This window comes from Microbacterium sp. NPDC090014 (assembly GCF_044748285.1).
In the GTDB taxonomy this organism is placed as follows: domain Bacteria; phylum Actinomycetota; class Actinomycetes; order Actinomycetales; family Microbacteriaceae; genus Microbacterium.
This window is the reverse complement of the sequence record NZ_JBIVFS010000001.1, coordinates 1914061-1930645: the sequence shown is the minus strand read 5'-3', so window position 1 is coordinate 1930645 and position 16585 is coordinate 1914061. Positions and strand designations below refer to the sequence as shown.

Sequence of the window (16585 nt, the reverse complement as noted above, 5' to 3'; positions counted from 1 at the left end):
GGGACGATGTGCCCATGCTGACATCCGTGCGTCAGCGGAGACGCCGCCGCTCACCCGAAGCGGGTGAAGGACGCCGGTCACTCGATCGGCGGCGTCGTCTCGCTGTCCTGGCGCGGGATCCACACCTGGCGGATGACGATCAGGATCGATGCGGTGATAGGGATCGCGACGAGCGCCCCGAGCAGACCGAGAAGCGTGGCGCCGATCATCGCGCCGATGATCACGAGCACGCTCGGCACGGCGGCAGCGCGACCCATCACCCGCGGCGTGACGACGTAGGCCTCGATCTGGATGTAGGCGAAGTACGCGATGACGAAGATCAGCGCAGCCGTCGGGCTGACGAACAGCGTGGCGATGCCGCCGATCACGAGAAAGACCAGTGACCCGATCATCGGCACGAGGGTGACGAAGAACGCGGCGATCGCCAGCACCGCCGGCGCGGGCGACCCCACGAGCAGCTGGAGGACGAGCACCACGGCGGCATTGATGGACGACAGCGTGACTCCCCCGGCGACCACCCCGCCCACCGACGACGTCACCTCGTCGAGCAGTCGTGAGAAGCTCGCTCGCCGATAGGCGGGGACGAGCCGAGCGGCTGACTGCTTGATGCTCTCCAGCGACGCGACGAAATAGAGCGTCAGCACCGAGACCATCACGAAGCTCGACACCGCCCCGACCACTCCGAATCCCGCTTTCAGGACCCCGCCCGAGATCGTCAGGAACGATGACAGGGTCGTGAGCGACTGCACCCCCTCCGCGACCACTGCCGAGAGGTCGACGCCGAGGTTGCGTTCGAGATCGAGGTACCACTGGCTCTGCTGCATCGACTCGATCGTCTCGGGCGCGCCGACGACCACCGCTGCGAGCTGACGCACGATGGCCGGAACGACGACGAGCAGGATCGCGACGACGAGCAGCAGGAAAGCGACCGCGACGATCGCGACGCCGATGGGGCGGCGCACGCCGCGGCGTTCCAGCGCCCGCACCGCCGGATCGAGCCCGAGGGCGAGGAAGACGCCGAGGAAGATCGACATCAGCACGGTGGAGATGCCCGCGATGGTGGCGGCGAGCGCCATCGCGAGAAGCACTCCGAGGGCGACCGCGAAACCCGAGCGCAGCGGATGCGCCGGGAGCACTCGCTGCAGACGACCCCACCGCGACGGAGTCGTCGGCGCGGCCACGGGATCCTGCGGGTCGGTCACATCCACACGAGGACTGTATCGAGGCGTCCGGACGGGTCCGGGCGGCCGCTCGCCCGCTCCGGGTGAGGGGGCGGCGATTTCGATGATGCTCGGTGCCACTATCACCACAGACAGAAACTCAACGAGAGGAGTCTGCAATGTCCATATGGGATAGCTTCTGGGCCATCATCTGGTGGTTCTTCTGGGCTTTCGTATTCATCTCCTACCTGATGGTGCTCTTCAACATCGTCGCCGACCTGTTCCGTGACCATGCGCTGAACGGATGGCTCAAAGCGCTGTGGATCATCTTCCTGGTCTTCGTGCCCTTCCTCACCGCACTGGTGTACCTGATCGCCCGCGGCCCCGGCATGGCAGAGCGCAACGTCTCGTCCATGCAGGCGCAGCAGCACGCGGCCGACAGCTACATCCGCAGCGTCGCCGGCAGCAGCCCGAGCGACGAGATCGACAAGGCGGCCAAGCTCCTGGCCTCCGGAACGATCACCGAGGCGGAGTTCGCCTCCATCAAGGCTCGGGCCCTGGCCTGACAGCCGAGACTGGGGCGGGCGGACAGATGCCTCGCGAACTCGGGGATGTGCAGATCCTCGTCGTGAGGATCGGGTCCGACCGTCCCAGTCCTGCACTGCTCGAGTCGCTGCTGCGCCAGGTCGAGAGCAGCACGGTGCAGCTGCTCGACTTCTTCCTCCTGCATCGACGGAGCGAAGGAGGCTACGACCTCACCGAGATCGACGAAGCGGAGTTCTCGCTCGCCGGCCTGTCACTGCAGATCGCAGGCCTGGTCGGCAGCGACGACGCCCGGCGCATCGCGATGGAGCTCCCTGTCGGCGCCTGGGCAGCCGTGGTTCTCGTGGAGCCGATGTGGTTCGCACAGCTCTCCTCCGACCTCGCCCGTCTCGGCCACCCGCTCATCGGAACCTATTCCGTGTGCGCGGCGACGGCCAACGCCGTCTGGGAGCGCGCCCGTCGCCGCACCTGAGGTGTGATCACCCGCGTGCGGGACCTGCGCCTCACAGCGTGGTCCGCACGGCCTCCCGCCGCGACGACACCGCCAGCTTGCGATAGATCGACCGCTGATGGGTCTTCACCGTGTTGATGGACAGGCCCAGCTCGCTCGCGATCTCCGGGAGGGTGCGAGAGGTCTGCAGCTGCCGGAAGACGTCTCTCTCACGGTCGGACAACGAGCCGGTCACGGGACTCGCCGCATCCGATGCCAGGCATCGGCCGATGAAGTCCTCGAATTCGGAGCCATGGTGCACGTGCTCGCTGAGGAGTCGCCGGACAGCCGTCTCCCGGCGCCCGAACGGTAGACGCACGTTCTCGCCCGACGCGACCGCGATCGCCGCCTCGCACAGGTCGTGCGCCTTGTCGTGATCGCCCACGTGACGGCGCATGACCGCGGCCGTGATCAGCGTCGACGACTTGACGTACGAGACCTCCGCGAAGATGCGCATCGATCGCAGCATCTCCAACGCTGCGGCGTAGTCTCCACCCCGGCGGAGCACCCCGGCGAGCGCGACGCCGATGAGGGGGAGGTCGGGGATCGCCAGGTGTCGGCGAGCGATCCGCAGGGCTCGCTCCTCGTTTCCGACGGCCTCCTCCAGGAGTGCGATGGCCGACTCGCGGAACACGGGCCACGAGACGCCGTGGAGCAGTTCGAGGGGGATGTCCTGGACGCCGATCGCAGCCCGTCGGCATGCTGCGGCGTCGCCTCCCTCTGCGGCCGCGTAAGCCAGCATCATCCGTGCGACCGCCGTGAATGACGGGTCATGCCCGCTGGTCAGAAGCACCGTCTCGAAGTGCCGCACCGCATCGTCGGTCTCACCCGCCCAGTAGGCGACCAGCCCGGCTGCTGCTGAGGTGCTGCCGCCGGCATAGCCGATCGCGGCCGACAGCGCGGTGCCGGGAGCCTGGATCTCCGCGAGGGTTCTCTCCGCATCCGTGAACCGCCCCTCCCAGGTCTGGCCGAATGCGAGGTGGCCGAGCGCCCGCTTCCACAGCCCCACCTCGCCCGAGCCCTCGATCTCTCGGGCTGCGGCGCCGAAGTACTCGGCCGGGAGCGTGGGGTTGGTGGGATGGCGGATCTCCGACCATCCGATGAGGTAGTTGACCGCGGCGCGGTCGACCGCGAGGTCTTTCGAGCTGGCGAGCAGCGAGCGCAACGTGGAACCGGCAGACATCGCGTGCTCACGATCATCGGCGACGAACAGCTGTGCGATCGCGAGGGTCGTCGAGCATCCTCCCCCTGCCCGCCGGTGCGCGGCCTCGGCGCGATCGAGCAGCTCGCGCGCGAGGTGATGCTCTCCGAGCACATCCGTCGCGCAAGCCCGGACGGCGAAGACCTCGGCGTCGTCCGGAAGATAGCCCAGCAGTACCGTCGCGAGGCGCTCGACCTCGGCAGCACACGCTCCCATGACCAGACGCATCCAGTGGCGCATGAAGGTGACTCTGGCTTGCGTCAGATCGTTCGCCCGCAGCGAGTGCGCGACCGACATCAGCGGATCGGTGACCTCGCAGAACTGCGCCACGCGTCTGTGACGCTCGGCACTGCGCTCGGGATCCTTGCGAGCGATCTCGATGCACTGCCGGGCGAAGGAGCCATGCCAGCGGTAGACGACGCCGTGCGGCGCCTCGAACCGGTCGAGGAAGAGCCCGAGCCTCACGCAGTCGTCGAGCAGCGACGCCGCATCAGCTCGCCCGGTCACAGCGCTCGCGAGGTCTGGCGTGAGCTCATGGCAGATGGCGGCATCGAGCACGAACTCTCTGGTCTCGTCAGGCAGCACGCTGAGCACGTGGTCGCGCACATAGTCTCCGAGGAACGCGGATGCCGTCGCGGCGTCGGATGAGGGGCGCGCCCCGCCGATGGCCACGAGCTTCACGGCGATCGGCCATCCGTGCGTCTCACGCAGGATCGTCTCCGCATCCAGTCCAGAAGCGCCGACGCCCTCGATCCGCTCGATCTCGGACCGCGTGAAGCGCAGGGTGTCGGATCCGACGAAGGCGCCGGGGTCCATCAGATGCTCCCGCGACAGCGTGATGTCCAGAAGGGTCGTTCCCACGAGCATGAGGTGGAGATTGTCCGGCGGCTGTTCGGCCAGCAGTCCGAGAAGTCCGTCTCTCCAGTGCTCACCGGCGCGCTGCGCATCGTCGATGACGAGATGCACGATGTCGTCGACCGTGTCGAGGCCCTCGCAGATCTCGGCGTAGGCACGCATCGGGTCGACGAGACCGCGTGTCAGGGCGAGGGAACGTCCCGCTCTCTCTCCGCCGACGATCAGCGCATCGACCACTCCCTGGGCGAGTACACCGGCTTCGGCATCCGACGGAGTCAGGGCGAGCCAGGCGAGTTCGTCGGCGCCGGATGCCCATTCGGCGACCGCCGTCGTCTTGCCGTATCCGCTCGGAGCGCTGACGACGCTGAGATGCCGTCCGCTCGCCGCCTCGACCAGCGCATCGTTCACTCGCGCTCGCCGCACGCCTCCCGGTTGTCGTTCCGGAGGGCGGAAGCGCACAGCGGGTACAGGACGAGACAGGCGCGTGGGGGAGGCCATGCCCTCAACCTAGCGACGGGCGGTATATCGGACAAGAGCGAGTCTCCCTGACGATCACAGCCAGTGGGAGCGGTTCCACGTCGCCACGTCACCGACGACGCCGTTCCGCGAGCCCTCACCCGCATCGGGTGAGGGACACGCCATCCGCGCCGTCCTCGGTGCACTCTGAGATCAGCGCGCCGGACCGTGCGCGGGGAGGTTCACGATGACGGATGGGGCCGATCATGGGTGAGTTGCTGGTCACACTCATCCCCGTCGCGCTCGGAGTCGTCCTGAGCCCCTTGGCGATCATGGCTCTGGTGGCCGTGCTGCTCTCCCGACGAGCGAGTGCGAACGGCATCGCGTTCCTGATCGGGTGGGTCGTGGGGCTCGCCGGCCTTCTGGCGCTGGCTCTCTGGCTCTTCGGCGTCTTCGAGGTGCACGGGCTTCGCGAACCGCCGCTCTGGGTGCCGATCCTCCGTCTGGTGATCGGACTGTTCCTCGCGGGCGCCGCCGTCTGGGTCTACCGCAAGGGCTCTGCGCGCATCCGTCAGATGGCCGCCGCATCCTCGCCGCAGCAGGTGGTCGCGGCCGCTCCGCAGCTGCCGGGGTGGCTGCATGCCGTCGAGACGTTCCGCCCCGTGCGCACCGGATTCCTCGGGCTGGCGCTCTTCGTGCTGAACCCCGTCGACGCGTCCTGCGCCATCATCGCAGCGCTCGACATCTCGCTCGCGCAGGTCGGCGACGACGCGGTCTGGGTCGCCCTGGCGTTCGTGGTCGTCGGGACGTTGCCCATCGCGGTGCCGGTGTTCTACGTCGCGATCCGAGGCGAGCGCTCGCAGCCGCTGCTCGACTCCGCCCGACGGTGGGTCGCCGGAAACACCCACGTGATGAACGCCGCTCTGCTGCTCGTGATCGGCGCCCTCCAGCTGCAGAAGGGCATCTCAGGGCTCCTATGAGCGAACGAATTCGTTGCGTCATGACGCACCATGACTCGCCCCGATCCGCTTCGGATCGGCCGGCTGCACTGCTCGGGCACACCGCGTTCCCGAGAGACGAAGGAGGCAGAGATGGTCCGTGAATTCCAAGGGAAGATCGAGCTCGACGTCCGCGATTCGCAGGCGGACTGGGACGCCTTCCTCGCCTCGCCGCCGCCACAGGGGGCGCCGAACGTGTTGGTGGTGCTCTACGACGACACCGGTATGGCCGCGTGGTCCCCCTACGGAGGCAGGATCAACATGCCGACCATGGATCGGCTGGCGAAGAACGGTCTGACGTACTCGCAGTGGCACACGACCGCACTCTGCTCACCCACGCGTTCGACCTTTCTCACGGGCCGGAACCACCACCAGAACGGCTTCGCCACCATCTCGGAGTCGTCGACCGGATTCCCGGGCTACAACTCGCACATCCCCGAGTCGAACGCGACCATGGCACATGTCCTCCGCGACGCGGGCTGGGCGACTTTCTGGGTGGGCAAGAACCACAACGTCCCGATCGACGAGTGGACCGCGGGGGCGTCGAAGAAGCACTGGCCGCTGGCGCAGGGCTACGACCGCTTCTACGGCTTCATCGGCGGCGAGACGAACAACTGGTATCCCTCGCTCGCGGAGGACAACCATTACATCGATCAGCCCTATCTGCCGGAGCAGGGCTACCACCTGTCGAAGGACCTCGCCGATCAGGCGCTGACGATGATCCGAGACGTCAAGCAGACCGAGCCCGACAAGCCGTGGTACCTCTGGTTCTGCCCGGGTGCCAACCACGCTCCCCATCACGCCCCGCAGGAGTACATCGACAAGTACAAGGGCGCCTTCGACGACGGCTACGACGCATATCGCGAATGGGTGCTCGCCCGGATGATCGAACGCGGCATCCTGCCGGAGGACACCGAGCTCACCGCGTTCAATCCGATGCCGGACGGCACGTTCAACCCCACCGACGAGGTGCGGCCCTGGGACACGCTGAATGACGAGGAGAAGGCGATGTTCTCGCGGATGGCCGAGGTCTACGCGGGGTTCAGCGAGTACACCGATTCGCAGATCGGACGCATCGTGGACTATCTCGAGGATTCCGGTCAACTCGACAACACGCTGATCCTGTACTGCGCCGACAACGGGGCGTCCGGTGAAGGCAGCCCCAACGGATCGGTCAACGAGGGCAAGATCTTCGGCGGCTACCCCGACGACGAGGCGGAGAACCTGCGGATGGTCGACAAGCTCGGCTCTCCGGAGACGTACAACCATTACCCCACCGGCTGGGCGGCCGCCTTCTCGACGCCCTACAAGATGTTCAAGCGTTACACCTATCAGGGCGGTGTCTGCGACCCTCTGGTGATTCACTGGCCCGCCGGAATGCGGGCGCGTGGCGAGGTGCGGCATCAGTACCACCACTCGACTGACATCGTGCCGACCATTCTGGAGGCGTGCGGGGTGCAGTTCCCCGACGTGTACAACGGCGTCGAGCAGACGCCGCTCGCGGGGGTCTCGATGACCTATTCCTTCGATGCGGCCGCCGACGGGCCGACCGAGAAGCACACGCAGTACTACGAGATGCTCGGCCAGCGCGGCATCTGGCACGACGGCTGGAAGGCCGTCGCCGTGCATGGCCCCATGGCCGGCACGAGCGGGTTCGAGAACGACGAGTGGGAGCTTTACCACACGGATGTCGACCGGGCGGAGGCCGTGAACCTGGCGGCCGAGCACCCGGATCGTCTCGAGGAGCTCAAGGCGCTCTGGATGGAAGAGGCGAAGGCCAACGATGTGCTGCCCCTGAACGACCTGCAGATCATCGGCAACCCGAAGGACTTCGAGACCTTCGTCGCGATGGAGTTCCACCAGCCGGCCCCGCCGTCCGGACGTTTCGTGTACTACCCGGGCACGACCGAGGTGCCGGAGCGCTCTGCGGCGAACACGCACAACGTGTCGTACAAGATCGCGGCCGAGATCGAGTTCACGCCCGAGACCGAGGGCGTCATCTTCGCCCACGGCTCACGGTTCGGCGGCCATGCGCTCGTCGTGAAGGACGGCGAGGTGCATTACCTCTACAACTTCCTCGGGATCCCGCCGGAGGATCGCGTCTCCGCTCCTGCGCCGACCTCCGGCAGACACATCATCGGCGTGGAGTTCACCAAGGAGGGCATGGGCGAGCACCGCGAGGGCGTCGGTCCGGTGAAGCTGTACATCGACGAGCAGCAGGTCGGCGAGAAGAGGATCCGGACCGTGTTGGGACACTTCTCGCTCTGCGGCGAGGGACTGACGATCGGCCGTGACAGCGCCGACCCCGTCTCGTCTCTGTACGGCTACGGGTTCGACTTCACCGGAGGAGAGATCGCGCAGGTGGTGTTCGACATCGCTGATGACGCCTACCTCGACCTGGAGGCGCATCTGGCCGCGGCGATGGCCAGGGATTGACGGAGCGCGCACCCGGGATCTCGGCATCCCGGGTGCGCAGTCTCTCGCAGATAGGTTGTGCACAATTTAATCGCGTGCAATACTCGAGGTATGGCCGTGACCGATGAGATGGTGTGCTTCTCGCTGTACTCCGCCGCCCGAGCGACGACGCAGGCGTACCGTGCCCTCTTGGCCCCGTGGGGTCTGACCTACCCGCAGTACCTCGTGCTCGCGATCCTCTGGATGGAGGGCGAGCAGACGATCGGCTCGCTGGGCGACGCCATGCAGCTCGACTCCGGCACCCTCTCCCCCCTGGTCCGCCGCCTCGAGCAGGCGGGCTACGTCGCGCGGGCCCGCAGCACGGCCGATGAGCGCGTCGTCACCGTGCGACTGACCGACACCGGCATGGCTCTGCGCACTGAAGTCGCTCCGGTTCACACCAAGATCGCCGCCCTCGCCGGAATGCAGGACGACGACCAGCGTCACCGCCTGATCACCGAGCTGCAGGAGCTCACCGCACGCCTGCAGCTCGCCGACTGACCCCAACCCGGAAGGAGTCCACACGATGGACGCTCTCTACACCGCCGAAGCACTCGCCACCGGAGCCGGACGAAACGGCCGCGTCACCACAGGCGAGGGCCGACTCGACCTCGACCTCGCCATCCCGAAGGAGATGGGCGGCAGCGGCGACGGCGCCAACCCCGAGCAGCTGTTCGCGGCCGGGTACGCCGCCTGCTTCCACTCCGCGCTGCAGACCGTCGCGCGTGCGCAGAAGGTGAAGATCACCGATTCGTCGGTCGGGGCCCGCGTGCAGATCGGGTCGAACGGCGAGGGCGGATTCGGCCTCGCCGTGCAGCTCGAGGTCGTCATCCCCGACCTTCCGCACGAGCAGGCTCAGGCGCTCGCAGACGCCGCCCACCAGGTCTGCCCGTACTCCAACGCGACGCGCGGCAACATCGACGTCGCGATCACCGTCTCCGACGACTGATCCCGCTCGACCTCCACCACGACCGATCCCACAAGGAGAACATCATGCGCGCCCTCACCCACGAGACCTTCGGCGAACCCGAAGAGGTCCTCACCGTCACCGAGCGTCCGACGCCGGAGCCCGGCCCCGGCCAGGTCCGACTGAAGATCGTCCTCTCCCCCATCCACAACCACGACCTGTGGACGATCCGCGGCACCTACGGCTTCAAGCCGGAGCTCCCGGCAGCATCGGGCACCGAGGCTCTGGGAATCGTGGATGCTCTCGGCGAGGGTGTCGACGATCTCTCCGTCGGTCAGCGCGTCGCGACGGGCGGCACCTTCGGCGCCTGGGCGGAGTACGTCGTCGCGAACGCCGCGGGCCTCATCCCCGTGCCGGAGTCGCTCAGCGACGAGAGCGCCGCGCAGCTCGTGTCGATGCCGTTCAGCACCATCAGCCTGCTGCACTTCCTGGGCGCCGAGAAGGGCGACTGGATCGTCCAGAACGCGGCGAACGGCGCGGTCGGTCGCATGCTGGCACAGCTCGGCGCCGCTCGTGGCATCAACGTCATCGGGCTCGTCCGGCGCTCGGCCGGGGTCGATGAACTGCGCGAGCAGGGCATCGAGAACGTGGTCTCCACGGATGCGGACGACTGGCGCGAGCAGGTCGCCGCGATCACCGGTGGCGCGCACGTCGCCTTCGGCATCGACTCGGTAGGCGGCTCGTCGGCCGGCGACGTCCTGTCGCTCCTCGCCGAGGGTGGCACTCTCGTCGCGTTCGGTGCCATGAACTCCCCCACGATGGAGATCGCCTCGGGCGACGTCATCTTCAAGCAGGCGACCGTCAAGGGCTTCTGGGGCAGCAAGGTGATCCAGACCATGGATGCCGGCACGCGCGGCGCCCTGTTCGGCGAACTGATCCAGCGCGTCAGCGACGGCACGCTGACCCTGCCCGTCGCCGGCGTCTTCGATGCGGCGGATGCCGCCGAGGCCGTCCGCGCGAGCAACACCGCGGGCCGGGTGGGCAAGGTTCTCCTGCAGTTCTGACCTGGTCAGGCGCAGGGCGGTCGGATTACTTGACAGCGGCAATTAATGCCGCCTACGCTGACGGTGACATCGAGATCGATCGAACACACCGGAGTGCGATGACCGACACCCTGCGCCTCACCTGGGACGCCCCCGCCACCCGCTGGGAGGAGGCGACGCCCCTCGGCAACGGCCGCATCGGCGCGATGGCGTTCGGCGGCTCCGACGGCCACTATCAGCTGAACGACTCGACGATCTGGTCGGGAACGCCCGACGGCCCCGCGCGCGCATTGCAGAAGGTGCGTGACGGGGGTGCCGGTCCCGAACGGCTCGCGGCCGTCCGTGAGGCCCTCGCTGCCGCCGACGTGCGCCGGGCGGAGGAGCTGCTGATGGCGTTCGAGGGCCCCTACTCGCAGGAGTTCCTCCCTCTCGCCGATCTGCTCGTGCGCGTGGCGGACGCTCGATCGGATGAGACCGTCCCCGCTCGCATCCTCGATCTCGACAGGGCGACCCTCGTCGAGTCACTGCGCACCCCCGCCGGCCGCGTGACGCGACGGTCCTGGGTCTCGGCTCCGGCTCGCGCCCTGATCATCGAGCTCACCTCGGACCACGAGTTCGAGACCACCATCGAGCTGTCCACCCCGCTCCGCGGTCGCGTCGCCGACGAGCTCGTGCTGGATGTGCAGGTTCCGATCGACGGCGCCCCGCTGCACGAGGACTCCGTCGACCCCCTGCGCTACGCCGACGACGATGCCGAGTTCGACGCCTACGCGGCCGTCGCCGTCTCCCTCGACTCGGATGGCGAGGTGGGTCGCCACGACGATCGCATCGTCGTCCGCCATGCCCGCCGCCTGCTGATCGCCCTGTCCACTTCGTCGCGCGCCGGGTCGTGGTGGGCCGACGCCGACGGGGACTGGCGGATCACCTCACGCGAGGCGATCCGGGATCGCGCACGAGAGAGGGCGGAGGCCGCGGCTCAGCGCGACGCCTCGTCTCTCCTCGCCGAGCACGTCGCCGACCGGCGCCGCATGACTCGGGCGCGATTCGCGATCGGCAGTCGGCGTGAGGGCGAGTGGAGCGTCGATCGCGACGTTCTCCGCGGCTCCGACCCCCTGCTCCGTGCGACGATCGCCGCCGAATTCGGGATGTACCTCCTCGCGTCGAGCTCTCGTGCCGGCAGCCCTGCGGCCAACCTGCAGGGGATCTGGAACGACCAGCTGCAACCGGCCTGGTCCTCGAACTACACGATCAATATCAACACCGAGATGAACTACTGGGCGGCGCCGATGCTGCTCGATCCTGATGTCCTCGAGCCGTTGATCTCCCTCGTCGAGCGCCTCGCCCGCACCGGCTCCGACACCGCCAGGGAGCTGTACGGAACGCGCGGATGGGTCGCCCATCACAACAGCGACGTCTGGGGGTGGAGCCTGCCGGTCGGCGACGGGCACGGGGCGGCGAGCTGGGCGATCTGGATGATGGGCGGAGTCTGGCTCACCCATAATCTCTGGGACGCGTACGAGTTCGGTGGCGACGATGAGCTGCTCCGCGCTCGCATCTGGCCGCTGATGCGGGGCGCGGTGGAGTTCTGCCTCGACTGGCTGACTCCGGGCCCCGACGGGCACCTGCACACCTCGCCGTCGACGGCCCCCGAGAACTCCTATGTGGCCGCCGACGGTCTGCCGACGCCGCTCGGCCTGACCGCGACGTCGGATCTCAGCCTCATCGGCTCGCTCTTCGAGCGCGCGCTCGTCGCGATCCGCCGACTCGGCATCGACGACGCACTGGAAGCCGAGGTGCGCGAGGCGCTGGCAGCCCTCGCTCCGTTGCGTGTCGGCTCCGACGGCCGACTGCTCGAATGGTCCGAAGAGGTCGACGAGCATGAACCGCTGCATCGGCACCTCTCCCCCGTGGTCGGACTCTTCCCGCTCGACCAGGTGACGCCCGAGCGGACTCCGGAGCTGTTCGACGCGTCTGTGGCGCTCATCGACGCACGCGGGCCGGGAGCCATGGGCTGGTCGTGGGCGTGGAAGGTGGCACTGCGCGCCAGGGCACGGCAGGGCGACATCGCCGCATCGCTGCTCGAGGAGGCGCTGACGCCGTTCGACGGCGACGCCACGCGGCACGGGCCCGTCGACGGCTCGGAGTGGGGAGGCCTGCTCCCCAACCTCCTCAGCACGCATCCGCCCTTCCAGATCGACGGCAACCTCGGATTCCCCGCCGCGATCACCGAGATGCTCGTGCAGAGCCACGGCGGCACAGTGCGTCTGCTTCCCGCGCTCCCCGCATCCTGGACCCACGGAGACGTCCAGGGCATCGCCGTGCGACCTGGCCTCGTGCTCGACCTCGCCTGGGCGGACGGGCGGGTGATCTCGGGTGCTCTCCGCAACCCCGGCGAGCGCGACAGGGAGGTCTCCGTCTCGAACGGCGAGCGGGAGGCGATCATCGCTGTGCCGACGGGCGCTCGGATCGATTTCGCCGATCATGATCTTCTCTTCTCCGCGTCGGCCGACCAGGAGGAGTCCCGTGCGCGGTGAGGTGCGTGATGTCGTCGCCCCCACCACGCAGACCGAGCCTGATGACTTCGATGCCTTCTGGGCGGACACGATCGCTCGCACTCGGAGCTTTCCGCTCGACCTCTCCGTGACCCCGATGCCCACGCGTCTCACTCAGATAGACGTGTACGACGTGTCGTTCCGCGGGTACGGCGGAACACCGATCCATGCCTGGCTGCGCGTGCCGCACGGTGCCGCGGAGCCCCTCCCCGGGCTCGTGCAGTTCTTCGGCTACGGCAACGGCCGAGGTCATGCCCTGCGCGATCTGCGATGGGCTGCCGCGGGCTACGCGCACCTGGTGGTGGACGCGCGGGGACAGGGACACGGCGACACCGATGACGATCATGCCGACGGCGGTCCGTCCGCCGGCGGATTCCTCACCCGCGGCATCCGCTCGCCTCAGGAGTACTACTACCGCAGGGTGTATGCGGATGCCGTGCGAGCCGTCGACGCGCTGCGTGCCGTCGACGTCGTCGACGCGGATCGCGTGGGCGCGGTGGGCGCGAGCCAGGGGGGCGGGATCGCGCTGGCGATCGCCGGCCTGGTCCCCGACCTCGCCGTCGCGATCGTGCAGGCACCTTTCCTCTGCGAACTCGACCGGGCCGCCACGCTGAGCACCGAGCACCCGTACACCTTGCTCACCCAGTACTTCGCGGATCGGCGCGGCGACGCCGCAGCGGCTCTCGAGACGCTCCGATATTTCGACGGGATCAACCACGCGAAGCGTGCGACGGCCCCGGCTCTGCTGAGCACGGGACTCCTCGACGGCATCGCGCCGCCCGAGACCGTGCTGCCCGCATTCGCCGCGTACGGCGGCCAGAAGACCGTGGTCCTGTGGCCGTACAACGGGCACGAGGCCGGCGGAGACCTCGACGAGGAGAACGCCCTGGAGTTCGCGGCCGAGCACCTGGGCCTGCACAGCCGACCGCCTCACGGCGGATTCGCTACGATAGCCGACACGACACGAAGGACCTGATGGACCACGACACCGCAGCGCGAACCACCCTGATCCGCTCGGCGTCCGACGCGGGATCGCGGGTCTTCGAGACGATCCTGACGCGCAGTCCCATCAGCCGGATCGACATCGCCCGCCAGACGGGGCTCTCCCAAGCCGCCGTCACGAAAGCGGTGGCCCCGCTCGTCGCGGCCGGCCTCGTCGACGCGCCGCCCGCCTCGCATCGCGACGGCACCCCCGGACGCCCGGTGAGCCCCGTCTCCATCGTCCTCGAGTCGATGGTCATGATCGGCGTCAAGGTCAACGTCGACGAGATCATCGCCGTCGCCACAGATCTCGCCACGACCGTGCTCGCCAGCACCCGTCGTGCGCTTCCCTCCGATGATCCCCACACCGTCATCGACGCCATCTCCGACGTCGTCGCCGCGCTCGCGGCCGAGCTCGGAGAGAGCGCGTCGGCCATCGCGGGAGTCGGAGTGTCGGTGTCGGGTGACGTCGACAGCATCACCGGGATCGTGCGCGAGTCGAACATCATGGGGTGGGCGGACGTGCCGCTCGGCGACCTGCTCCAGGAGCGCCTCCCCTGGCCCGTCACGCTCGAGAACGACGTGCACGCGCTGACGATCGGAGAGCACTGGTTCGGTGTCGGGCTCGGCACCGCCTCGTTCGCGATCGTCACCATCGGACGCGGGATCGGCAGCGGACTGCACCTCAACGGAGAGGTCGTGAGCGGGGCGTTCGGTGTCGCGGGCGAGATCGGGCACCTGCCGCTCGCCGATCCGGCACTCGTCTGCCCGTGCGGGCGTCGCGGCTGCGTCGAGGCCGCCGCCTCGACCGGAGCGATCGAGGCGGCGGTCTCCGGTGCCCTCGGCCGGCCGGTCGCGATCGATGAAGCCGTGGCTCTCGCCCACGCCGGAGACGCCGACGCCGACGCCGCATTCCGCGAAGCGGCCCGCCTCATCGGCACGGCCATCGCCACCCTCGTGAACCTCACCGGTCCCGAGGTCGTCATCATCGGCGGCGAGGGCGTCTCGGACTTCGACCTGTTCGAGAAGACCCTGCACGACGCGTTCGAGGCGCACGCGTTCGGCGCTGCGGCGCGCTGCCGCATCCTGACCCGTCCGCACACCTTCGAGGACTGGGCGCGAGGCGCATCCGCCGCCGCCATCCAGTCGCTCGTGCGCTGACCGCTCGGGACGAGCGGAAGAGAAGGGGACGGATGCCATCGGCATCCGTCCCCTTCTCGCGCCCAGCCCGCCACGGTCCGCAATGCAGAGATGCGCGGGACGGATGATCCGTCCCGCGCATCCCGTGTCGATCAGAGTGCGTCGTACGCGGTCTGCAGCAGCTCCAGGTAGCGTGCGAGCCCGAGGCCCTCGATGTCGGCGACGTACGCGTCCCACGCGCCGTCGTCCGTGATGTCGCGCTGCCCCGTGACGAACTCCGCCTGGGCCTGCGTGATGTAGGTGGCGATGTTCGTCTGCAGCTCCGCGAGCTCGGCCGAGGTCTCGAGGTCGGGCCACAACTTCTCGATCGGGAAGATCACGCTCTCGTCGGGCTGGAAGGGCTCGTACTCCTGCGTCGCGTAGAGCAGACGTCGCTCGTATCCGTCGGGCGTGTAGATGTCCTCCGGCACGACCTGGGCGTTGCGGAACTCCAGCGAGTCCCAGTACTGCGACATCGAACGCCACGCGGCGTTGGAGGTCTCGTCATACGTGATGGGACGGAATGTCGGCTCGAGCTCGGGGTCGAGCGCGAGGTCGCCGTCGACCGCGGGCACCCACGCCTCCCCCTCCGGTCCCATCGACGCGCGGATCTGGCCCTCGTCCGTCGCGAGGTAGTCGAGCAGCTTGATGGCCTCGATGCGCTCGTCCTCGGTCGACTTGTTGGTCAGCGCGAACGTGCCCACCGGATTCACCGGCGACCGCCACGTGGCGAGCTGAGTGCCGTCCGGACCCGCGACCGGCGCGACCGCGTCGTAGTTCTTGTCACGTCCGTCAGGAGAGTCCGCCGAGACGAACACGTACGGGTGCAGCGTGACGGCGGAGCCGAGGATCTGCGCGTCCCCGCTGTCTCCGAGCGCCTTGAGGGCGTCGCCGTTCTGCGTGAACGCCCCGGTGTCGAGCAGCCCTTCCTGCGCCAGCGACGTGATGTACTCCAGCCCCGCCCGCCAGCTGTCCGAGGTGGCGTTGAGCGCGACCTCATCGCCGTCGAGCACGAGAGGCGGCGGGCTCGAGGGTCCGCCGACCGGGGCATAGGTGAAGGCGTTCATCAGATAGTTGATGATCGGCTCCGACGCCGAGCCGCTCAGCGGCACCTCGTCGGCGGCGCCGTTGCCGTTCGGGTCGCCGTCCTTGAAGGCGCGCAGCACCGTGCGCAGCTCCTCGGTGGTGGTCGGCTGCTCGAGTCCCAGGGCGTCGAGCCAGGTCGTGTTCATCCAGAGCTTCGACGGGTAGCTGCAGTGGAAGCACTCGCTCCACTGGGTGATCGCGTAGATGTGGCCGTCAGGCGCGGTGACCGACTGCTTCCAATCGGGCTTCTCCTCGAATCGCTCGGCGAGGTTGGGGGCGTATTCGTCGATGAGGTCTTCGAGGGGCACGAGCACCCCCTGCTGCCCGTACTTGAGGATCTCATTGCGCGAGAATCCGTCGACCCACGGCACGAGGAAGTACGCGTCGGGGTAGTCGCCGCTGGCGAGCGAGATCTGTCGCTTCTCCCCCGCGACGCTGCCGTCGTAGGTCGTGGTCTGCCAGTCGAAGTCGATGTCGAACTTCTTCTCGACCTCTTGGGTGAACAGATTGTCCTTGAGCGAGCCGTTCTCGCCCTGCGGGCCGAATGCGACGAGCTGGCCGTTGTCGTCGCTCGCCGGGGTGCAGGCGGCGAGCGCCAGTCCCGTCGCGACGACGGTGACCGCCGCGATCGCGCCTCGTGTGATGCGGTGTGTCATTGCCGGAATCTCCTTTGACCGGTT

Annotated in this window: 13 protein-coding genes; 10 read left to right on the top strand and 3 right to left on the bottom strand. The window is 68.3% G+C overall.

All coding sequences use genetic code 11. The annotated features are described in order from the left end of the window. Window positions 1-77: 77 nt before the first annotated feature. A complete protein-coding gene (locus tag ACIPV5_RS09070) occupies window positions 78-1208 on the bottom strand; it encodes an AI-2E family transporter (protein WP_400340824.1) in 1131 nt (376 codons plus the stop codon). Window positions 1209-1339: 131 nt separating this feature from the next. Between ACIPV5_RS09070 and ACIPV5_RS09065 the strand changes: the two genes are divergently transcribed. Together ACIPV5_RS09065 and ACIPV5_RS09060 are read left to right on the top strand one after the other, a co-directional pair. Next, entirely contained in the window at window positions 1340-1726 is a 387-nt protein-coding gene (locus tag ACIPV5_RS09065; RefSeq protein WP_053095723.1) for an SHOCT domain-containing protein, read from the top strand. Between the two features lie 26 nt (window positions 1727-1752). Beyond that, window positions 1753-2175: a DUF6325 family protein gene (locus ACIPV5_RS09060; protein ID WP_400340822.1), complete on the top strand. Its 423-nt coding sequence runs from the start codon at window positions 1753-1755 to the stop codon at window positions 2173-2175. A gap of 31 nt (window positions 2176-2206) precedes the next feature. On the opposite strand, the gene ACIPV5_RS09055 is transcribed toward ACIPV5_RS09060, so the two are convergent. After that, window positions 2207-4657: a LuxR C-terminal-related transcriptional regulator gene (locus ACIPV5_RS09055; protein WP_400340821.1), complete on the bottom strand. Its 2451-nt coding sequence runs from the start codon at window positions 4655-4657 to the stop codon at window positions 2207-2209. Window positions 4658-4971: 314 nt separating this feature from the next. On the opposite strand from ACIPV5_RS09055, the gene ACIPV5_RS09050 reads away from it, so the two are divergent. The 8 genes from ACIPV5_RS09050 (at window position 4972) to ACIPV5_RS09015 (ending at window position 14801) form a co-directional block, all read left to right on the top strand. After that, on the top strand, window positions 4972-5685 hold the full coding sequence (locus tag ACIPV5_RS09050) for a GAP family protein (protein WP_072591087.1): 714 nt from the start codon (window positions 4972-4974) through the stop codon (window positions 5683-5685). Window positions 5686-5796: 111 nt separating this feature from the next. After that, the gene (locus ACIPV5_RS09045) at window positions 5797-8139 is read left to right on the top strand and encodes an arylsulfatase (RefSeq protein ID WP_400340819.1); all 2343 of its coding nucleotides are present in this window, start codon (window positions 5797-5799) and stop codon (window positions 8137-8139) included. 90 nt (window positions 8140-8229) lie between these two features. After that, a complete protein-coding gene (locus ACIPV5_RS09040; RefSeq protein ID WP_056278348.1) occupies window positions 8230-8658 on the top strand; it encodes a MarR family winged helix-turn-helix transcriptional regulator in 429 nt (142 codons plus the stop codon). Between the two features lie 25 nt (window positions 8659-8683). Further along, window positions 8684-9106 (top strand): organic hydroperoxide resistance protein, encoded by a 423-nt coding sequence (locus ACIPV5_RS09035; RefSeq protein ID WP_053095718.1) that lies wholly within the window; start codon window positions 8684-8686, stop codon window positions 9104-9106. Window positions 9107-9150: 44 nt separating this feature from the next. Then, window positions 9151-10128, top strand: a complete 978-nt coding sequence (locus tag ACIPV5_RS09030) for a zinc-binding dehydrogenase (RefSeq protein ID WP_400340816.1) — start codon at window positions 9151-9153, stop codon at window positions 10126-10128. Between the two features lie 98 nt (window positions 10129-10226). Continuing rightward, window positions 10227-12641 (top strand): glycosyl hydrolase family 95 catalytic domain-containing protein, encoded by a 2415-nt coding sequence (locus ACIPV5_RS09025; RefSeq protein WP_400340814.1) that lies wholly within the window; start codon window positions 10227-10229, stop codon window positions 12639-12641. Beyond that, the gene (locus ACIPV5_RS09020) at window positions 12631-13635 is read left to right on the top strand and encodes an acetylxylan esterase (RefSeq protein WP_285363005.1); all 1005 of its coding nucleotides are present in this window, start codon (window positions 12631-12633) and stop codon (window positions 13633-13635) included. Before ACIPV5_RS09025 ends, ACIPV5_RS09020 begins: the two co-directional genes overlap by 11 nt. Further along, complete coding sequence (locus ACIPV5_RS09015; RefSeq protein WP_363522788.1) at window positions 13635-14801, top strand: ROK family transcriptional regulator; 1167 nt, start codon at window positions 13635-13637, stop codon at window positions 14799-14801. Before ACIPV5_RS09020 ends, ACIPV5_RS09015 begins: the two co-directional genes overlap by 1 nt. Window positions 14802-14932: 131 nt before the next feature. On the opposite strand, the gene ACIPV5_RS09010 is transcribed toward ACIPV5_RS09015, so the two are convergent. Further along, on the bottom strand, window positions 14933-16561 hold the full coding sequence (locus ACIPV5_RS09010) for an extracellular solute-binding protein (RefSeq protein WP_400340811.1): 1629 nt from the start codon (window positions 16559-16561) through the stop codon (window positions 14933-14935). Window positions 16562-16585 lie beyond the last annotated feature (24 nt).